This window comes from Cupriavidus pauculus, from assembly GCF_002858765.1.
Classification (GTDB): Bacteria; Pseudomonadota; Gammaproteobacteria; order Burkholderiales; family Burkholderiaceae; genus Cupriavidus; species Cupriavidus pauculus_B.
The window spans coordinates 19,455-39,241 of record NZ_PJRP01000009.1 but is presented as its reverse complement, the minus strand read 5'-3'; the positions used below and the strand labels follow the sequence as shown (position 1 = coordinate 39,241).

Sequence of the window (19,787 nt, the reverse complement as noted above, 5' to 3'; positions counted from 1 at the left end):
GGAGGCGGCCGTGAACTCGTCAAACAGCGATATGGAGTATGCCGAGCTGGGGCTGCAGGATATCCCTGACCTGCGCCCGCTCGCCATTGTCACCGGCGCGTCCACCGGCATTGGCTTCCATCTGGCGCACTGCTGCGCGGACAGCGGCATGGATTTGATCGTCGTCGCTGACGAACCCGAGATTTCGGATGCCGCCGCCAAGCTGCAAGACAACGGCGTGATTGTGGAGTCGCTGGTCGCGGACCTTTCCACCCGCGCAGGTGTGGACGAATTACTAGCCAGCGTGCGTGGGCGGCGCATCGACGTGCTGTGTGCCAACGCCGGCCGGGGCCTGGGGCACGCGTTTGTAGACCAGGATTTTTGCGATATCGCCCGGGTGCTCGAAACGAACATCGTGGGCACGCTGTACCTGCTGCACAGCGTTGGGCGACACATGCGCGAGAACCGCGCCGGCCGCATCCTGATTACCGGTTCGATTGCGGGCCTGATGCCCGGCACCTACCAGGCGGTCTACAACGGCACGAAGGCGTTTCTGGATTCGTTCGCGTTTGCGCTGCGCCACGAACTGGCCGATTTCCACGTCAGCGTCACTTGCCTGATGCCGGGCGCCACCGAGACCGAGTTCTTCCGCCGCGCCGACATGCTGGATACCCGCATGGGCGAAGCGAAGAAGGACGATCCGGCGGATGTGGCCCTGCAAGGCTTCGAGGCCATGATGCGGGGCGAGGCGGAGGTCGTGACCGGCTGGCAGAACAAGCTCCGGGCGGCCATTGCGTCGATCACCCCGTCGCAGCTGCTGGCCGAACAGCACCGCAAGATGGCCGAGCCGCTCGACAAGGACCGGAATTCGAAAGATGCCGTGCGCTGAAGCGCGCGTCACCGACAGGAGCAAAACCATGGCCGACAGCAAGCCGCAAGCCCCTTCCGGCAGCCCGGATCCGACCGCACTGCAAAAGGCGCTCAAGGGCCTCGACTATCCCGCCACGCGCGGTGCGCTGATCTCCACCGCCCGCGACAACCATGCGGACGACCACATCATCAACGCGCTGATGCGCATCCCGGAGCAGAACTACGAAGGCTTCACGCAGGTGTCCGAAGCGGTGGCTGCGCACCAGGGCGACCCCGCCCGGTAGGCGGGCGGGCCGCCAGCCGGTGGATCGGGCCGCGCGGCTATTTGCGCATGTCGTCGACGATAGGGTCGAACGATGCCGTGCGTTGCACCTGGCCGTCCTCGCCGTGGACGACCAGTTCGACCTTGTCCTGCCTGGCCTTTACCGCGCCGGCGGCAATGGCCTCCTGCTGCGATGGATAGTGTGACGTGGCCCCGTCGGTGCCTTCCACCTCCACGGCCCAGCCGTGCTTTTCGGTTCGGACGACGTGTACGTTATGCGTGGCCATGAGAGTCTCCCGCCTGACGCTGTCCAGTTGCCGCCCGCACCTTCCGTGCTGGCGCCGACTTTGCCACGGCTTTGGCACGAATTGGCGCGGCCTTGGCACGAATGGGGCGCGAGCGGGGCGAGGCATGGGCGCGCAACGTGCGTCGGCGTCGCCCCGGGGGTGGACGCATTTCTTGCCAGTGGTGGTATGGCCTACAGCGCCAATCTGCATCGGCCCGTCATGGCCCCGTCGCGCTGTGCGCAGGGGGTGCCGATACGGTGACATCGGGGCCGCCCGCTCGGGCCGCCCCTTGTTTGCGGCGGGTGCTGACTCAGGCTGCCATGCGTACCAGGTCGGCCGCGCGCTCGGCGATCATGATGGTGGGCGCGTTGGTGTTGCCGCCAATCAGCGTGGGCATGACCGAGGCGTCCACCACGCGCAGGCGTTCCACGCCGTGGACCCGCAGTTGCGGGTCCACCACGGCCATCGCGTCGACCCCCATCTTGCAGGTGCCCACCGGGTGGTAGATGGTGTCGGCATGGGCGCGCACGAAGTCGCGGATCGCCGCATCGTCGCCTTCGCCGGGCCCGAGCAGGGCGGCCAGCGGATCGTTGCCGCCCGCGTCCGCCAAGGCCGACTGGGCGAAGATCCGCCGCATCAGCTTCACGCCGGCCACCATGCCGTCCAGGTCGGACGACGCCGACAGGAAGCGGGGATCGATCCTTGGCGCTTCGCGCATGTCGACCGATGCCAGTTCCACCGTGCCGCGGCTTTCGGGACGCAGCACGCAGGCATGGCAGGAATAGCCGTGGCCGGGCCTGCCATGGCGCAGCACGTTGGAATTGCCCAGCAGCGCCGGCGCGAAATGCAGTTGCAGGTCGGGGGCGCCCAGTCCGGGGCGGGTGCGGACGAAGGCGCCAGCCTCGGCCACGGGTGACGCCAGCATCCCGGTGCGCCGCCAGCGGTAGCGCATGACCTCGCCGGCCATGCGCGCCACGCCGCGCAGCGAATAGCCGTAGAGGTGCCACGACGTGACCGGCTTGCCGATGATGACGTCGAGATGGTCCTGCAGGTTCTGTCCCACGCCGGGCAGGTCGTGTACCACGGCCACGCCCACGCTGCGCAGGTGATCGGCCGGGCCGACGCCCGATGCCATCAGCAGTTGCGGCGAATGGAAGGCGCCGCCGCTGACGATTACCTCGCGCCGCGCGCGCAGCGTCTGCGTCTGGCCGTTGCGCGCCACTTCCACGCCCACCGCGCGCTTGCCCTCGAACACGATGCGCAGCGCCTGCGTCCCCGTCATCACGCAAAGGTTCTGGCGGCCGCCGTTGTGGCCGGCGTCGGCGCGGTTGCCGCGATGCAGGTAGGCGCGCGCGGCGTTCCAGCGTTCGCCGTTGAACTGCGTGGCCTGGTACAGCCCCACGCCTTCCTGTTCGGCACCGTTGAAATCCTGGTTCAGCGGCAGGCCGGCTTGCGCCGCGGCCTGCACGAAGCGGCGCGAGAACGGATTCGGCGTGCGCAGGTCGCTGACATGCAGCGGGCCGCTGCCGCCGTGCCAGGCGTCGTCGCGGCCGGCATTGCGCTGGTTGCACTCGCTGCGTCGGAAGTAGGGCAGCACGGCGTCGTAGCCCCAGCCTTCGCAGCCCAGTTCGGCCCAGCGGTCGTAATCGCTGCAGTGGCCGCGCACGTAGAGCATCGCGTTGATCGACGAACTGCCGCCCAGCCCGCGCCCGCGCGGCTGGTACGACTCGCGGCCGTTCAGGCCGGCCTGCGGTACGGTACGGAAGCCGTAGTTGCGCGGCCCCGGGTGGGGCACCGTCCTGGCGATGGCCAGCGGGGTCCAGACACTGGGGTGATGGTCGTCAGGCCCCGATTCGAGCAGGGCCACGGTCACGCCTGGCTGGTCCGCCAGCCGTCCGGCCAGGGCACAGCCGGCCGAGCCGGCGCCCACGATGATGTAGTCGAAGCTGGTGTCGCCCATGAATGGTGTCTCCTCGGCGTTGTTCTTGTGGGGTGTTATTTCTGGAAGCCGTGCGGCGTCACGATATTGAAGTTCGGGTCGAACGTGTCGAGCATGCCGAACAAGCCTGCCACGGCTTGCGGATTACCGTCTATCCGGACCGCGCCGGACTGCATGGCCTGCGGCAGCGTCAGCTGTTTCAGGCTGATCTGGTCCAGCGTGGCCTTGGTCAGCGTGACCGCGGCGGTGGGCTGCGCGTGCTGGGCTTCGGCCACGTAGGTCAGCGCACTGTTGCGCAGCGTCATGGCATAGCGCTGCTTCAGGTCGGTGAACTGCCAGTTCAGCGTCATGGTCTTGCCGGCGGCCTTGTCGGCGTTCAGTCGCACCGCCAGGAAATCGAAGAAGTTCGGCACACTCAGCGCGCGGACCAGGTCCGACGAACTGGTGCCCGTGCTGGACGGCTTGGCTACGCCATCGCGCAATTCCTGGGCGCCGGTCAGGTAGATATTGCGCCAGGTGGCGTTCTCGCTCTGGTAGCCCAGTTGTTCCAGTGCATCGGCCTGCAGCGCGCGGGCGGCGGCATTCGACGGATCGGCAAACACCAGTTCATTGCCGATCTGGCTGACCCAGCGGTACTCGCCACGCGCGTAGGCGTCGCGCAGGCGGGCCAGCACCGCGTCCGGGCCACCCATCCATTCGATGGTCTTCTTTGCGGCCTGCTCGGGCGGCAACGGATTCAGGTGTGCCGGGTTGCCGTCATAGAAGCCCAGGTAGCGCTGGTACACCGCGCGAACGTTGTGGCTGACCGATCCGTAGTAGTCGCGCGCATACCATTTGCTGGCCAGCGGCTGCGGCAGGGTTTTTAGCTGATCGGCGATGTCCAGCGGCGTGTAGCCCTGGTTCATCAGGCGCAGCGCCTGGTCGTTCAGGTAGGCGTACATGTCGCGCTGGTCGGATAGCATTTCGACGATGCGCTCGCGGCCCCAGGTGGGCCAGTGATGCTGGCCGATCAGGATGTCGGTGCGCTCGCCGTAGCGCAGCAGCGCCTGGCCCAGGAAGTACGACCAGCCCTTGGCATCGCGCACCTGCGCGCCGCGCAGCGTCAGCAGGTTGTGCTGGGTACGCACCGCGTTTTCGGCGATGCACAGCGTGCGGAACTGCGGCAGGTAGACGTTCATTTCCGCCGGCGCCTCGGTGCCGGGCGTCAGCTGGAATTCGAGGTCGACGCCATCGATGCGCCGCGTCTCGATCGGCTTAGTGATCGACGACGTGGGCGCCAGCAGCGTCATGGTGCCGCGCGCCGTGGCTTTGCCCAGACCGGTATCGACCTGGCCCGTGGCGCTTTTCGGCAACTGTGTGCCATACATGTACTGTGCGCGGCGGCTCATGGCGCTGCCGGCCAGTACGTTCTCGCTGACCGCTTCGTCCATGAAGCCGCTCGGCGCCAGGATATCCACCTTGCCGCTCTTCACATCGGCTTCGTTGACGATGCCGCGCACGCCGCCGAAGTGGTCGACGTGGCTGTGGGTGTAGATCACGGCCAGCACCGGCTTGCGGGGGCGGTGGGCGTAGTACAGATCCAGCGCGGCGCGGGCGGTCTCGGCCGTCAGCAGCGTGTCGATGACGATCAGGCCGGTGTCGCCCTCGATGATGTTCATGTTGGCGATGTCGGCACCGCGCACCTGGTACACGCGGTCCGTGACCTTGAACAGGCCCGCTTCGTTGTTCAACTGCGCCAGCCGCCACAGGCTGGGGTTGACCGTCTTGGGGGCGTCCGCCGCCGACTCGAACGCGTAGGCGTTGAAATCCCACGCCGCCTTGCCGTCCGCCGTCTTGATGGCCGACTGGGGAAAGCGCGCAACCAGCCCGCGTTTGGCGTCCTCGAAGTCGGCGCGATCCGAAAACGGCAGGCGACGCAGCCATTCGGCGTTCGATTGCTCGGTCAGCGGCGTGGCGGCATTCGGATCCACCGGTGCGGCCAATACGGCCGGGGCGACGGGCAGGGCCAGGACGGCTGCGGCCAGCATGGCAGTGCGGGCAAGGCGCATGGGAAATCGACTCCTCGGTTGGGCAAGGCATCCATTGAAAGCGCGCCGCACCTATAATTCAATTGCAAATTTCGTATCGCAGTAATGCGTATGGTGCATACATGAACCTGAAACGGCTCGAACATCTGGTGGCGGTGGCGGAAGAGGGCTCGCTGGCTGCGGCGGCGCGGCGCGTGCATCTGAGCCAGCCGGCGCTGACGCGCAGCATCCAGGCGCTGGAGGAAGAGGCCGGCGCGGTGTTGTTCGACCGTGGCGCACGTGGCGTGACGCTGACTACGGTGGGCCGCATGGTGACCGAGCGCGCCCGGCGCATTCTCTTCGAGTCGGGCTGCCTGGCGCGCGATCTGGCGCTGGTGCGCCAGCACGAGATTGGCAGCGTGCAGATTGGGCTGGGCGCGTTTCCGGCGGCCATCCTGCTGCCGGAGCTGCTGAGCCAGTTGCACCGGCAATGGCCGAAGCTGCGCATCACCACCGAGGTCAGCCATCCGGCCGCATTGCTCGATGCCTTGCACGCCGAGCAGGTGGATTTCGTGGTGGTGGAGCACAGCACCGTGCCCACGGCTGCGGAACTGGAGGTGACACGACTGCCGGCGGGGCCGGGCGGCGTCTATGCCCGCGTGGGGCATCCGCTGGCGGCCGGGCCCGTGAGCCTGGCCACGCTGCGCGAATCGGCGCTGGTCTCGGTGGTATTCCCGCCCGAGACCCACGAACGGCTGCGCAAGCTGCTGCGCTGCAAGCCGGGCGAGGAATTGCCCTTCCAGGTGGAAAGCAACGATTTCCGCGCGCTGACGCACCTGGTGCGCCATGCCGACGCCTTGCTGCTGGCCCCGGCGCGGGCCGTGCGCGAGGAACTGGTCGAGGCCGGGCGGCTCGTGGCGCTGGATATTCCGGAGTTGCCCGAAATCACGATGCAGTTTGCGATCGTGCGGCTGGCGCAGCGGACGCTGTCGCCGGCGGCTGAACGGGCGGTGGCCGTGATCGAGGCCGTCGCGCGGACGTGAAGATGGGGCTGGTAAAAGAAAAAGCGCCCCAGAGGGCGCTTTTCGGTGCGGCGGAGAGGCTTGCCGCGTGGCGGGGCGTTGGCCGCTTACTCTTCGACGGCCGTGCCGACGATGTTGTAGCCGCCGTCGACGTACGTGATTTCACCGGTCACGCCGCTGGACAGGTCCGACAGCAGGAAGGCGGCCACGTTGCCGACTTCCTCGATCGTCACGTTGCGGCGCATCGGGGCCACGTCCTCGAAGTGCTTGAGCAGCTTGCCGAAGTCCTTGATGCCCGACGCGGCCAGCGTCTTGATCGGGCCAGCGGAGATGCCGTTGGCACGAATGCCCTTCGGACCCACGGCCGATGCCAGGTAGCGCACGCTGGCTTCCAGCGACGCCTTGGCCAGGCCCATCGTGTTGTAGTTCGGCACCACGCGCTCGGCGCCCAGGTACGTCAGCGTCAGCAGCGAAGCCTTGTCGTTCAGCAGCGGCAGGGCGGCCTTGGCCAGTGCCGGGAAGCTGTACGCCGAGATGTCGTGCGCAATGCGGAAGCCTTCGCGCGACAGGCCGTCCAGGAAGTCGCCGGCGATGGCTTCGCGCGGTGCAAAACCGATCGAATGCACCAGACCGTCGAATTTGTCCCAGCGCTGCCCCAAAGCGGCGAACGTGGCGGCGATCTGTTCATCGCTGCCGACGTCGCATTCGTAGATCATGTCGGAGCCGAATTCCTTGGCGAAGTCCGTGATGCGGTCCTTGAAACGCTCGCCCACGTACGTGAAGGCCAGCTCGGCGCCTTCGCGCTTGCAGGCCGACGCAATGCCGTAGGCGATGGAACGGTTCGAGAGCAAGCCCGTAATCAGGATCCGCTTACCTGCCAGAAATCCCATAAATTCTCCAGATTGTTTGTGGGGGACGGGCATGCTTCATGCACTGGCCCGTGTCCGGTGCATGGCAGGGAGGCAAATCCCCGCTGTTTGTTGCGCCGCGTAGAGGGAATGTCCGGATGGTTGGGCGCCACCCGAACGCATGTAAAATTGTCGCACAACTTCGCCCGGCCACAAGCCGTCGGGCCGTCTCGGGCATTGTGGAGGTCTGCAACCGGATGCTGATTCATGCACGTTGGCCGCGTCTGGCGGCAGGGCAGTGCTTCCGTCGACGCGCGGTAGTGCAATGGGCGCTGGCACTGTTGACCGTGCTGGGTGCGGGTTTTCCCTCATTGGGCTACGGCGCGCATGGTTTCGCGCTCCACGGCGATCTCAAGTATCCGCCCAATTTTGGCCAGTTCGACTATGTCAACCCCGATGCGCCGCAGGGTGGCACGCTGACGCTGGCCAATCCCGACCGCCGTACCAGTTTCGACAAATTCAATCCGTTCACGCTGAAGGGCACGTCCGCGCCGGGCCTGACCTCGCTGATGTTCGAGACGCTGCTGATCAGCAGCGCCGACGAGACGGCCAGCGCCTACGGCCTGCTGGCCGACGACGTGACGGTGGCCCCCGACCAGTTGTCGGTCACGTTCCATATCCGGCCCGAGGCCCGCTTCGTCAATGGCGATCCGGTGCTGGCCACCGACGTCAAGTATTCCTACGACATGCTGATGAGCAAGTCCGCCAGCCCGGGCTACCGCAGCATGTGTACCGACGTGAAGGCCGTGGTGGTGACCGGCGAACGCTCGATCCGCTTTGACTTCAAGCAGCGCAACGCCGAATTGCCGCTGATCGTCGGGCAGCTTCCCGTGTTCTCGAAGAAGTGGACGGCCAAGGTGCCGTTCGAGAAGCTGACGTTCGAGGAACCGATTGCCAGCGGCCCGTACAAGATCGAGCGCTACGACGCCGGTCGCGGCATCGTATTCCAGCGAGATCCGAATTACTGGGGCAAGAACCTCAACGTGCGGCGCGGCACGTTCAACTTCGGGCGCGTGGTCTACCGGCTCTACAAGGACGAGACCGCCAAGCTGGAGGCATTCAAGGCGGGCGAGTTCGATGCCATCGTCGAATACCGCTCGAAGAACTGGGCCAAGAGCTACGTTGGCACCAAGTTCCGCGACGGCAACCTGATCAAGACCGAATTCCCGCACCGCAACGGCGCCGGCATGCAGGGCTTCGTGATGAACATGCGCAAGCCGATGTTCCAGGACGTGCGCGTGCGTCAGGCCCTGATCCTGGCCCTCGATTTCGAGTGGCTGAATCGCCAGTTGTTCTATGGCGCCTACAAGCGGCTCGATAGCTGGTTCTCGAACAGCGAACTGGCCGCCAGCACCACCTTCGACGGCCGGCCCGGCGCCGGGGAGCTGAAGCTGCTGGAGCCCCTGCGCGCCCAGTTGCCGGCCGAAGTGTTTGGCGCAGACGTGGTGCAGCCGAGCACGGCGGCGCCCCGGTCGCTGCGTGACAACCTGCGCGACGCGCGCCGCCTGCTGGCCCAGGCCGGCTGGACCTACGACGACGGCGCACTGCGCAACGCCAAGGGCGAGCCGATGGTGTTCGAGTTCCTCGACGATGGCGGTGCCATGAGCCGCGTCATCACGGCCTACGTGCGCAATCTGGAGAAGCTCGGCATCGAGGTGCACCAGCGCACCACCGACTTCGCGCTGTACCAGAAGCGGCTGGAGGATTTCGACTTCGACATGGTGTCGATCCGCTTCCCGGATTCGCAGAGCCCCGGCAACGAGCTGCGCGACCGGTTTGCGGCCGAGGCCGCCGCCATGCCCGGATCGGACAACCTGTTCGGCCTGAAGTCGCCGGCCGTGGACAAGCTCGTGGACGCCGTGCTGCACGCCGAAACCCGCGACGAACTGATCACCGCCGGGCGCGCGCTGGACCGCGTGCTGATGCACGGCTACTACATCGTGCCGAACTGGTACAGTGCTTTCCACCGTGTGTCGTACCGCCGGGAACTGGGGTATCCGACCCGCCTGCCGTACTACTACACCGCGGAGGGCTGGATTCTTTCAAGCTGGTGGCGCAAGGACCTGGCGCCGAAGACCCAGTAATTCAGTCATCCAGTCATCCCCAATCGGACGGCCAATGCTTGCCTATCTGCTGAAGCGCATCCTGCTGATGATCCCGACGCTGGTCGGGGTGGTGACGCTTACCTTTGTCGTGATCCAGTTTGTGCCCGGCGGCCCGGTCGAGCAGATGATGCTCGAGATGAAGGGCCGGGGCGGCGGTGGGGAAGCCAGTGGCGGCGGCGCGGAATACCGCGGCCGGCGCGGCGTGGACCCCGACAAGATCAAGGAAATCCAGGCGCTCTACGGCTTCGACAAACCGCCGCTGGAGCGCTATTTCATGATGCTCAAGCGGTTTGCCCAGTTCGATCTGGGCCAGAGCTACTTCCAGCACCGCAGCGTCTGGGAGCTGGTCAAGTCGAAGATGCCCGTGTCGATCAGCCTGGGGCTCTGGACATTCTTTCTGACTTATCTGATATCGGTGCCGCTCGGGATCTCCAAGGCGATCCGGGCGGGCAGTCGATTCGACGTCATCAGCAGCATGATCGTGCTGGTGGGCTATGCCATTCCTGGCTTCGTGCTGGGCGTGCTGCTGCTGGTGCTGTTCGGAGGCGGCACCTTCGTGCAGTGGTTCCCGCTGCGCGGGCTGACTTCCGACGACTGGGACCAGCTGTCGCTGATGGGCAAGGTCATGGACTATCTGTGGCACCTGGTGCTGCCGATCACGGCGTCCGTGGTGGGCAGCTTCGCGGTGGTGACGATGCTGACCAAGAACGCCTTCCTGGAAGAAATCCGCAAGCAGTACGTGCTGACCGCCCGCGCCAAGGGTTTGTCGGAGCGGCGCGTGCTGTGGAAGCACGTGTTCCGCAACGCCCTGATCCCGCTGGTCACGGGCTTCCCGGCCGCCTTCATCGGGGCGTTCTTCACGGGTTCGCTGCTGATCGAGACGCTGTTTTCGCTCGACGGCCTGGGCCTGCTGTCGTATGAGGCCGTGCTGCGCCGCGATTATCCGGTGGTGCTGGGCACGCTGTACCTGTTCACGCTGATCGGGCTGGTGACGCGCCTGATCTCGGATGTCTGCTACGTCATGGTGGATCCGCGCATCCATTTCGAGGGGATGCACCGATGAAAGCTGCCGCCAAGAACGGCCTGCCGCATTCGCTGTCGCCGCGCCAGCGTGCGTGGCAGCGCTTTCGGCGCAACCGGCTGGGCTACTGGAGCCTGGTGCTGTTCGTATTCATATTCGTCTTCAGCATGGGTGCCGAACTGCTGTCGAGCGACCGGCCGCTGGTGGTGCGCTACAAGGGCGAGTACTACTTCCCGATCGTCAAGTCGTACCCCGAAACCACGTTCGATGGCGATTTCCCGACGCGGGCCGACTACCTGGACCCGTTCATCCGTGACCGGATCACGTCGAATGGCAACTTCGCCATCTATCCCCCGAATCACTATTCCTACGATTCGATCAACTACTTCGCCAAGGAGCCGAACCCGGCGCCGCCGTCGGCCGACAACTGGCTGGGCACCGACGACCGTGGCCGCGACGTGCTGGCACGCCTGCTTTACGGTTTCCGAGTATCGGTACTGTTCGGGCTGGCCCTGACGGTCATCGGCGTGCTGATCGGCACGCTGACCGGGGCGCTGATGGGCTTCTTTGGCGGGCGCTTCGACCTGATTTCGCAGCGCGCCATCGAAATCTGGAGTTCGATGCCCGAGCTTTACCTGCTGATCATCTTTGCGTCGATTTTCGAGCCTAGCCTGGCGCTGCTGATCATCCTGCTGTCGCTGTTCGGCTGGATGGGTCTGTCCGACTACGTGCGCGCCGAGTTCTACCGCAACAGGTCGCTGGACTACGTAAAGGCCGCGCGGGCGCTGGGGCTGTCGAACGTGCAGATCATGTGGCGTCATATCTTGCCGAACAGCCTGACGCCGGTCATCACGTTCCTGCCGTTCCGCATGAGCGCGGCCATCCTGGCGCTGACCAGCCTGGACTTCCTGGGTTTGGGTGTGCCGCCGACCACGCCGAGCCTGGGTGAACTGCTGGCCCAGGGCAAGGCCAACCTGGACGCCTGGTGGATTTCGCTGTCGACGTTTGCCGTGCTGGTGGTGACCTTGCTGCTGCTCACCTTCATGGGTGACGCGCTGCGTGATGCATTCGACACCCGTCTGGGCCTGGCCCACTTGCGGGGCCGGGTGGAGCCGAAGGTGCCGGCCGGTGGCGCGGCGGCGGAGGCCACCCCATGAACTCCGCGAATCCCGTAACGGCGATGAATCCGGTGTTTCCGGACCCGGTGGATATCCCCGAGCCCGGCACCAAGCTCATGTGCGTGGATCACCTGTCGGTGACCTTTGGCGAAGGCGAGCACGCCACGCACGCGGTGCGCGACGTCAGCTTCGACCTGCGCGCCGGCGAGCGCTACGCGCTGGTGGGCGAGTCCGGCTCCGGCAAGACCGTGACGGCGCTGGCCATGTTGCGGCTGGTCGAAGACGCGCGCTACCACGGCGCCATCCGCTTCGAGGGCAAGGACCTGCTCCAGGTATCCGATCGCGAGATGCGCGGCATCCGCGGGTCGGAGATCGCGATGATCTTCCAGGAGCCGATGACGGCGCTGAACCCGCTCTATACGATCGGCAACCAGATCGTGGAGACGCTGGCGCTGCACGAGGGCCTGGACCGCCGCACTGCGCGCGAACGCGCCATTGCGCTGCTGGAGCGTACCGGCATCAGCGACGCGGCCAACCGCTTCAACAGTTTTCCGCACCAGTTGTCGGGCGGGCAGCGCCAGCGCGCGATGATCGCCATGGCGCTGGCCTGTCGCCCCAAACTGCTGCTGGCCGACGAGCCCACGACGGCGCTCGACGTCACGATCCGCGCCCAGATCCTGGATCTGCTGCGCAGCCTGCAGGCCGAATTCGGCATGGCCGTCATGCTGATCACGCACGACCTGAACATGGTGCGCGCGTTCGCGCAGCGTGTGGGCGTGATGGAAAAGGGCGTGCTGGTCGAAACCGGCGAGACCGCCGAGGTCTTTGCCAACCCCCATCATCCCTATACGCGCAAGCTGATCGACAGCCGGCCCCGGCGCGAGGTGCTGCCGCTGGTGCCGCTGGCGCCGGTGCTGCTGGAAACCGACGCGCTGTGTGTGAACTACCAGAAGAAGCGGGCTGGCATTGCGGGCTGGTTCGGCAAGGAGGCGTTTGCCGCGGTCAAAGACGTCACGCTGCAATTGCGCGAGGGCGAGACCGTTGGCATCGTCGGCGAATCGGGGTCCGGCAAAACCACGCTGGCGCACGCGGTGCTGGCACTGCAGCGCAAGAGCGGCGGGGAAATCCAGTTCCTGGGCCGCAGTTTCGACGCCTGTACGCAAAAGGAACGCAGCGCGCTGCGCAAGCGCATGCAGGTGGTGTTCCAGGACCCGTTCGGCTCGCTGTCTCCGCGCATGACGATCGAGCAAATCGTGGGCGAGGGGCTGGCGTTGCACCAGCCGGGCCTGACGAAAGAAGCCATGCGCGAACGCGTGATCGAGGCGCTGCGAGAGGTGGGCCTGGACCGCACGGCGCTGGGCCGCTATCCGCACGAATTCTCCGGCGGCCAACGCCAGCGCATTGCCATCGCCCGCGTGCTGATCCTGAAACCTCAGGTACTGGTGCTGGATGAGCCGACTTCGGCACTTGACGTCTCGATCCAGCAGCAGGTGTTGGCGCTGCTGTCACAGCTGCAACACAAGTACAACCTCAGCTATCTGTTCATCAGCCACGATCTGGCCGTGATTCGTGCGATGGCGCACCGAGTCATCGTCATGAAGAACGGTGAAGTGGTGGAGTCAGGCGAGACGGAAACCGTACTCGGTGCGCCGCAGCATCCGTATACAAGAAAGCTGATGGCTGCTGCGCAGTTGGGTGCGGCCTGAATGATGTGCATTGCAGCACGCTTTGTCACGCCGAAGTAACACGGAATCTTTATAAAGAATCCGAGAAACAGAATACGTTTTTTGCGCTAATTCATTGATTTGCTGGCGCTTTGCGGGAAAGTTGTAACCATCTTTGACACGTCAAGGGTGGGTACTTTACTATCCCGCGATGAGTTTTGTCGGGGGTGGTTCGTCCGCCGCATGCAGGCCTTGGGGAAGGTCGATGTTGCACGCGGCAGGTGCAGTTGTCCGCTGGCGTACTTCTTGCGTACGTTCCGCCCTGATGTTTTCACGCTGTCCGGCTATGTCTGATTTGCCGGTCAGATTTGTCCGATCATCAGGAGAGCCAATGCAAACGGTACTTCATTCCCTGGCGCGCGCCGCTATCGGAATTGCCATTGCCTGCGGTGCGACTGTGTCGAATGGAGTGCTGGCGGATACGGTGTTCAAGGACCCCGACGCCCGGATCGAGGCCCGCGTAGACGCGGACGCGCATCCGGAAGGCAAGCGTGGCTTGCTGTCGTCGGTGATGAACTCCACCAGCAACGTTGCCAGCAAGGCTGGCGACCTGGTCATGAACGCGCTGGGCCTGATTGGTGTGCGTTATCGCTTCGGCGGTAACAGCCCCGAATCGGGTCTGGACTGCAGCGGCTTTGTCCGCTACGTGTTCAACGACACCTTCGGCTTCATGTTGCCGCGCCGTTCCGTCGAAATGAGCCAGGTGGGCACCACCGTGGCAGTCAACGAGCTGCGTCCGGGCGATCTCGTGTTCTTCAACACGATGCGCCATACGTTCTCGCACGTCGGCATCTATATTGGCGACAACAAGTTCGTGCATGCGCCGTCCACCGGCAGCAAGATCCGTGTTGACGACATGCGTGCGTCGTACTGGGTCACGCGCTACAACGGTGCCCGTCGCATCGACGACTCGGCCCGTGGCTCGGTCGAAAACACGGGCAGCATGATCGAGACGCTCAAGCGCTTCGATCCGAATGCCCAGGGTCGTACGATGTTTGGCGGTTGACGCATCGTTCGCACAATAAAAAAGGACTGCTTCGGCAGTCCTTTTTTATTGTCCGTCAGTGCTATGTCTTAATACATATACCCCACCAAAGGGTGACATCCTCTGTCATCAGGGTGACGATTTCTGTCAGGCGCGGGGGCGATGTGACAGGACATGTGACAACCGACGGGCGGCACCTTTCCGGCGCCTTTCCGGCACCTTTCCTATTGGATGGCGATCGTGCCCGGCTGTGCGGGGCGCAGTCGCGCCGCCGCCAGCTTCTCGCGCAGCGCGCCGATCACCGCAGACGTGGCTTGCTCGCCAGCCAGGATGGCCCGGTTGCGCGAGGCGAAGTCGCTGCCGCCCATGTCAGGCAGATCGGGGCGGATCACAACGTCGGCGCGCGACAGCGCCATGCGGTTGATCGACTGCCCCATGATGGCGGTGGTTTGCAGCAGCACGCCGCTTTGCCCGTTGTTCTTCTGGTTCGACGGATCGGCGGAGATGTTCACGGCGATCACGAAGTCGGCTCCCATCTCGCGCGCCGCATCCACCGGCACGGGTTCGACCAGGCCGCCGTCGACGTAGTCGTGGCCGGCGATCGACACCGGCTGGAACACGCCCGGCACGCTGCTGGACGCGCGCACGGCCTGGCCGGTATTGCCGCGCCGGAAGACGATGCGCTCGCCGGACTTCAGATCGGTGGCGACAATGCCCAGCGGCAGCTTCATGGCCTCGATCGGGCGGTTCTTGACCAGCCGGTTCACGTAGTTCTGCAGCGCCTCGCCCTTGAGCCAGCCGCCAAATTTGGTGCCGAAGGGCAGGGCCCAGTCTGCGATGGCGGCTTCGTCCATCGTCAGCGCCAGCTTGTTGAGCTGGAAGCCGTCCATGCCGGTGGCGTAGAGCGCGGCCACCACCGACCCTGCGCTGGTGCCCGTGACGATATCGACATGAATGCCCTGGGCTTCCAGCGCCTTGATGACGCCGATATGGGCGAATCCACGGGCGGCGCCACCACCCAGTGCGAGACCGATCCGGATCGGTCGCGGCGGCGTGGCGACGGGCGGCACGGCGGCCGTTGTGGGCGTGGAGGCCGGGGTGGTCGGCTTCGGGCCGAACGAGCAGGCTGCCAGCAGCAAGGCCGCCGAGGCGCCAAGAAAATGTCGTCGTTGCATCGAGGTGAGAAACTAAGGCGGAAGTGATGTACCGGGCATCGGCGGGGCGCGCATCGCGTAGCCGGGCGCGCGCAGCCGAGATTCAGACCGGTGGCAAGCATAAATGATTCCGTGGCCGGTCTGGAATCGGGCAGGGCGTATAATGCGACGATCAGAAGTTCAGCGAAATCCGGCCTGCGCGCATCCGTGCGTGGGCCTTTTTGTTTCTCCCCGACCATGACACAACGCGTCCGCACCCGCTTCGCGCCGAGCCCGACCGGCTTCATCCACCTAGGCAACATTCGCTCCGCGCTCTACCCGTGGGCGTTTGCGCGCCGCATGAAGGGAGACTTCATCCTGCGTATCGAGGATACCGACGTCGAACGGTCTTCCGAGGAAGCGGTCGACGTGATCCTGGAAAGCATGGCGTGGCTGGACCTCGATATCGACGAGGGCCCGTTCTACCAGATGCAGCGCATGGACCGGTATCGCGAGGTTGTGCGCGAGATGCTGGGCAATGGCCTGGCCTACCACTGCTACATGAGCACCGAGGAACTGGACGCCCTGCGCGAGGCCCAGCGCGCGGCTGGCGAAAAGCCGCGCTACAACGGCTTCTGGCGCCCGGAGCCGGGCAAGGTGCTGCCCGAACCGCCGGCCGGCGTGCAACCCGTGGTGCGCTTCAAGAATCCGATAGACGGTAGCGTGGTGTGGGATGACGCCGTGAAGGGCCGCATCGAGATCTCGAATGAAGAGCTCGACGACCTGGTGATCGCCCGCCCCGACGGCACGCCGACGTACAACTTCTGCGTGGTGATCGACGACCTCGACATGAAGATCACGCACGTGATCCGTGGCGACGACCACGTCAACAACACCCCGCGCCAGATCAACATCATTCGTGCGCTGGGCGGTGACGTGCCCGTGTACGCCCACCTGCCGACCGTGCTGAACGAGCAGGGCGAGAAGATGAGCAAGCGCCACGGCGCGATGGCCGTAACCGGCTACCGCGAAGAAGGCTACCTGCCCGAGGCCGTGCTGAACTACCTGGCCCGGCTGGGCTGGTCGCACGGCGACGCCGAAATCTTCACGCGCGAGCAGTTCGTGGAATGGTTCGACCTGGACCACCTGGGCAAATCGCCGGCGCAGTACAACGCGGAAAAGCTGGCCTGGCTGAACAATCACTACATCAAGATGGGCGACAATGCGCGCTTGGCCGACCTGACGCGCCCGTTCATCGAGGCGCTGGGCGGCAAGGTGGAAGGTGTGGATCTGGTGGGTGTGGTCGCGCTGGTCAAGGACCGTGCGAATACGCTGAAGGAAGTGGCGCAGACCGCGATGCTGTTCTATCGCGGCGAGCCGCAGGCCGACGCCGCACTGAAGGCCGAGCACCTGACCGACGAGATTCGCCCGGCGCTGCAGGCGCTGGCGACGCAACTGGCCGCATTGCCCGAGTGGAAGCGCGAAGGCATCAGCGCCACGTTCAAGGCCGTGCTGGCCGAGTTCGGGCTGAAGATGCCCAAGCTGGCCATGCCGGTGCGCCTGCTGGTGGCGGGCCAGCTGCAAACGCCGGGTATCGATGCGGTGCTGGAGCTGTTCGGCCGCGACACGGTGCTGCGCCGCCTGGCTGCTGCATAAAAATGTGCAGAAATGTCTCGGTAGGGGCTTGCGCTCAGGTCGAGACTTCCGCATAATCTCGTTCTCCCTGCTGCACGACGCAAGTCAAGCAGCCCGGTTGAAAAACTAGGAAAAAGGGGCTTGCAAAAAATGGTGATTGATTTATAATCGCCGCTTCGCCGGAAAGCAGTAAATCTGGCGGCAAGCAGTGGTAGTAAATGGCAGTAACTATGGGGCTATAGCTCAGCTGGGAGAGCGCTTGCATGGCATGCAAGAGGTCAGCGGTTCGATCCCGCTTAGCTCCACCAAAGTTTCTGTCCCCTTCGTCTAGAGGCCTAGGACATCACCCTTTCACGGTGAGTACAGGGGTTCGAATCCCCTAGGGGACGCCAGATGTTGGACGTAACCATTCGTCCAGTTGGCTGTCCGAAGCGAAGCTTCGGGTGGCAACCGCAAAAACGGAGCGGTAGTTCAGTTGGTTAGAATACCGGCCTGTCACGCCGGGGGTCGCGGGTTCGAGCCCCGTCCGCTCCGCCAGACTGAACCCGCTTGGGTGAAACCAAGCGGGTTTTTATTTGGGTGAGAGGTGATTATCTGATAATCATCTTTCGATTTACCTGAAGCAAAGTTGTTGGCTTCAAAAATCAAAATATAATCGCGACTTCGCAAGTCGTTGCGATTATAGGCAGTGCCGAATATTCGGGGCTATAGCTCAGCTGGGAGAGCGCTTGCATGGCATGCAAGAGGTCAGCGGTTCGATCCCGCTTAGCTCCACCAAGGTTTGGGAAGCAACCGGTGCAGTAAAAAAGTTGCTTCAAGTTGCGAAAATTCTGGTAAAATGCCGGACTTCGCAGCAAACGACGGAAGACGTTGCTTGCAACAGATTTCTGTCCCCTTCGTCTAGAGGCCTAGGACATCACCCTTTCACGGTGAGTACAGGGGTTCGAATCCCCTAGGGGACGCCAAACAGCCAGGCGTAATCAAACGCCTAGCGGTTAGCCGGGATACCCGGGTAACAGCAGAAAACGGAGCGGTAGTTCAGTTGGTTAGAATACCGGCCTGTCACGCCGGGGGTCGCGGGTTCGAGCCCCGTCCGCTCCGCCAAATTTAAAAAAGCCTGCGCAAGCAGGCTTTTTTTTCGCCTGTGAGAAACACGGGGATCTGCCTGCGCCGCTCCCGGCGGGGCGAGAAGGGATTCGCTTGCAGTCGGATCCGCGGCCTGTCGGATGTCGGCGAGCCCCGTTAGCCCTGCGGGCAGCATCGCCACACCTAAAAGAGCCTGCGCAAGCAGGTTTTTTTCGGCCGCAAATGTCCCTGGCAGCCAAAAAGAAAGCCTGCACAGGCAGGCTTTCTTTGTCCTCAGATCCCGAGAAGCCTGGCGATCACATCGCCTTGACCGGCTCTGCTGGCAACTCCGCTGCCTTTACCCGGCTCACCTGCCTGAAATATCGCACCAGTAGCGTGCCGGCGATGGCCAGGCTGACGCTGTTGGCCATCCAGAAGCCGGCTGCGCCACGCGTAAAGGCCGGCATGGCGTCGATCAAGCCGAAGCCGAGCACGTAGCCGCCGCCCAGGCCTACGCCCCATAGCGAGCCGGCGTAGATCAGGGTGGGAATCAAGGCGATCTTGTACGCGCGGAGGATGAAGGCGCTCATCACCTGGATGGCATCGAAGGCCTGGTAGAACGCGACAAACAGCACCAGTGGCAATGCCTTGGCGATGACGGCCGGGTCCTTGGCGTAGGCGTGCAGAAGCGGCTCGCGTAGCAGCCACAACAGCGCGCCCGTGACCAGTGCCAGGCTGGCGCCAAAACGGATGCCCCGCCAGCCAATGCGCCGTGCGCCAAGCATGTCGCGGGCGCCAATGGCCTGCGCCACCAGCGTGGATGTGGCAATCGACAGCGACAGCGGCATCATGTACGCCACCGCGCTCAGGTTGGCGATGATCTGATGGCCGGCCAGCGTCTCAGTGCCGAGCCGCGTAATGAAGATCGACATCAGCGTGAACGAGGTGATCTCGATCAGGTAGGTCAGCCCCATCGGCACCCCGAGCCGCAGCAGCGGACGGATGCGATCCCAGCGCGGCCATTCCCAGCGCGCGAAAATCGCCAGCGGCTGGTAGGCGGCGCCAAGCCGCAGGATGGTCAGACCGGACAGGCACCACGTCCAGGTAATCAGCGTGGACGCCAGCGCGCACCCAGGCCCGCCCATCGCCGGCACGCCAAAACCGCCGTGGATGAACCACGCATTGAGCGGCACCTTGAGCATCAGGCCGGCGATCTGCAGCACCGTGACCATGATCGGCCGCGACAGCGCATTGTTCAGCGCCATATAGATACGAAACGCCAGGCCCGCAGGCAGGCCGAACGCTACGATGTGCAGGTAGCGCGACGCCTTGTCGACCAGCTCCGGCGGCGCCTGGGCGAAGGCCAGCAGCGGGCCGGGGAACAGCAACAGCAGCATCCCGGGGATGGCCAGCGCCAGGCCAAGCCAGGCGGCCTGGCGGACTTCGACGCCAATCTCGGCGGTGCGTCCGGCGCCGTAAAGCTGCCCGGCAACTGGCGCGAGCGCCTGCAGCACGCCCATCAGGCTGATATAGACCGTGACGTAAATGGAGCCGCCCAGCCCGACCGCAGCCAGATCGGCCGCCGAGGCCTGGCCGGCCATGATGGTGTCGGTGACGCCGAAGGCGATAACGGCCAGTTGCCCGACCAGTACCGGGGCGGCAAGGTGAACGATGCGACGAAGATCCTGCAGCGCGCTGCTCATCGTGGAAGGTGGGTTGGGGGCGCAC

Annotated in this window: 15 protein-coding genes and 6 tRNA genes; 15 read left to right on the top strand and 6 right to left on the bottom strand. The window is 64.7% G+C overall.

What is annotated here, in order from left to right; all coding sequences use genetic code 11:
• Positions 1–10 precede the first annotated feature (10 nt).
• Both CYJ10_RS18770 and CYJ10_RS18765 read left to right on the top strand, forming a co-directional pair.
• On the top strand, positions 11–868 hold the full coding sequence (locus CYJ10_RS18770) for an SDR family NAD(P)-dependent oxidoreductase (RefSeq protein ID WP_308302980.1): 858 nt from the start codon (positions 11–13) through the stop codon (positions 866–868).
• A 28-nt stretch (positions 869–896) separates the two neighbouring features.
• Positions 897–1,133 carry a DUF2795 domain-containing protein gene (locus CYJ10_RS18765; protein ID WP_101682992.1) on the top strand — a complete coding sequence of 79 codons (237 nt, stop codon included), beginning with the start codon at positions 897–899 and terminating at the stop codon, positions 1,131–1,133.
• Positions 1,134–1,170: 37 nt separating this feature from the next.
• Here the strand turns inward: CYJ10_RS18765 and CYJ10_RS18760 are convergent, their stop codons facing one another.
• The 3 genes from CYJ10_RS18760 to CYJ10_RS18750 all read right to left on the bottom strand — a co-directional run bounded on the left by CYJ10_RS18760 (position 1,171) and on the right by CYJ10_RS18750 (position 5,385).
• On the bottom strand, positions 1,171–1,398 hold the full coding sequence (locus tag CYJ10_RS18760; protein WP_101682991.1) for a DUF2188 domain-containing protein: 228 nt from the start codon (positions 1,396–1,398) through the stop codon (positions 1,171–1,173).
• Between the two features lie 310 nt (positions 1,399–1,708).
• Positions 1,709–3,358, bottom strand: coding sequence for a GMC family oxidoreductase (locus tag CYJ10_RS18755; protein WP_101682990.1), 1,650 nt, complete (start codon positions 3,356–3,358; stop codon positions 1,709–1,711).
• A gap of 35 nt (positions 3,359–3,393) precedes the next feature.
• Complete coding sequence (locus CYJ10_RS18750) at positions 3,394–5,385, bottom strand: alkyl/aryl-sulfatase (protein WP_101682989.1); 1,992 nt, start codon at positions 5,383–5,385, stop codon at positions 3,394–3,396.
• A 101-nt stretch (positions 5,386–5,486) separates the two neighbouring features.
• On the opposite strand from CYJ10_RS18750, the gene CYJ10_RS18745 reads away from it, so the two are divergent.
• Positions 5,487–6,386, top strand: coding sequence for a LysR family transcriptional regulator (locus CYJ10_RS18745; RefSeq protein WP_101682988.1), 900 nt, complete (start codon positions 5,487–5,489; stop codon positions 6,384–6,386).
• An 86-nt stretch (positions 6,387–6,472) separates the two neighbouring features.
• On the opposite strand, the gene fabI is transcribed toward CYJ10_RS18745, so the two are convergent.
• On the bottom strand, positions 6,473–7,255 hold the full coding sequence (gene fabI / locus CYJ10_RS18740; RefSeq protein WP_101682987.1) for an enoyl-ACP reductase FabI: 783 nt from the start codon (positions 7,253–7,255) through the stop codon (positions 6,473–6,475).
• A 215-nt stretch (positions 7,256–7,470) separates the two neighbouring features.
• Here fabI and CYJ10_RS18735 point away from each other — a divergent pair, with 215 nt between their 5' ends.
• The 5 genes from CYJ10_RS18735 (at position 7,471) to CYJ10_RS18715 (ending at position 14,247) form a co-directional block, all read left to right on the top strand.
• The gene (locus CYJ10_RS18735) at positions 7,471–9,357 is read left to right on the top strand and encodes an extracellular solute-binding protein (protein ID WP_101682986.1); all 1,887 of its coding nucleotides are present in this window, start codon (positions 7,471–7,473) and stop codon (positions 9,355–9,357) included.
• Between the two features lie 34 nt (positions 9,358–9,391).
• Positions 9,392–10,441, top strand: coding sequence for a microcin C ABC transporter permease YejB (locus CYJ10_RS18730; RefSeq protein ID WP_092594140.1), 1,050 nt, complete (start codon positions 9,392–9,394; stop codon positions 10,439–10,441).
• On the top strand, positions 10,438–11,556 hold the full coding sequence (locus CYJ10_RS18725) for an ABC transporter permease (RefSeq protein WP_101682985.1): 1,119 nt from the start codon (positions 10,438–10,440) through the stop codon (positions 11,554–11,556). Before CYJ10_RS18730 ends, CYJ10_RS18725 begins: the two co-directional genes overlap by 4 nt.
• The gene (locus CYJ10_RS18720; protein WP_445347043.1) at positions 11,553–13,223 is read left to right on the top strand and encodes an ABC transporter ATP-binding protein; all 1,671 of its coding nucleotides are present in this window, start codon (positions 11,553–11,555) and stop codon (positions 13,221–13,223) included. The genes CYJ10_RS18725 and CYJ10_RS18720 overlap by 4 nt, the downstream gene beginning before the upstream one ends.
• 349 nt (positions 13,224–13,572) lie before the next feature.
• Positions 13,573–14,247 carry a C40 family peptidase gene (locus tag CYJ10_RS18715; protein WP_066734394.1) on the top strand — a complete coding sequence of 225 codons (675 nt, stop codon included), beginning with the start codon at positions 13,573–13,575 and terminating at the stop codon, positions 14,245–14,247.
• Positions 14,248–14,450: 203 nt separating this feature from the next.
• Here CYJ10_RS18715 and CYJ10_RS18710 read toward each other — a convergent pair whose 3' ends face one another.
• Complete coding sequence (locus CYJ10_RS18710; RefSeq protein ID WP_101682984.1) at positions 14,451–15,401, bottom strand: patatin-like phospholipase family protein; 951 nt, start codon at positions 15,399–15,401, stop codon at positions 14,451–14,453.
• A gap of 216 nt (positions 15,402–15,617) precedes the next feature.
• Between CYJ10_RS18710 and gltX the strand changes: the two genes are divergently transcribed.
• From gltX to CYJ10_RS18675, 7 genes are all read left to right on the top strand, one after another.
• Complete coding sequence (gene gltX / locus CYJ10_RS18705; RefSeq protein WP_101682983.1) at positions 15,618–17,015, top strand: glutamate--tRNA ligase; 1,398 nt, start codon at positions 15,618–15,620, stop codon at positions 17,013–17,015.
• A 211-nt stretch (positions 17,016–17,226) separates the two neighbouring features.
• Positions 17,227–17,302 (top strand) — tRNA-Ala (locus CYJ10_RS18700).
• 8 nt (positions 17,303–17,310) lie between these two features.
• Positions 17,311–17,386, top strand: a tRNA-Glu gene (locus CYJ10_RS18695).
• A gap of 68 nt (positions 17,387–17,454) precedes the next feature.
• Positions 17,455–17,531, top strand: a tRNA-Asp gene (locus CYJ10_RS18690).
• Positions 17,532–17,695: 164 nt separating this feature from the next.
• Positions 17,696–17,771, top strand: a tRNA-Ala gene (locus tag CYJ10_RS18685).
• 112 nt (positions 17,772–17,883) lie between these two features.
• Positions 17,884–17,959, top strand: a tRNA-Glu gene (locus CYJ10_RS18680).
• Between the two features lie 62 nt (positions 17,960–18,021).
• A tRNA-Asp gene (locus tag CYJ10_RS18675) sits at positions 18,022–18,098 on the top strand.
• Between the two features lie 278 nt (positions 18,099–18,376).
• Here the strand turns inward: CYJ10_RS18675 and CYJ10_RS18670 are convergent.
• Positions 18,377–19,762 (bottom strand): MATE family efflux transporter, encoded by a 1,386-nt coding sequence (locus tag CYJ10_RS18670; protein WP_101682982.1) that lies wholly within the window; start codon positions 19,760–19,762, stop codon positions 18,377–18,379.
• Positions 19,763–19,787: the final 25 nt, after the last annotated feature.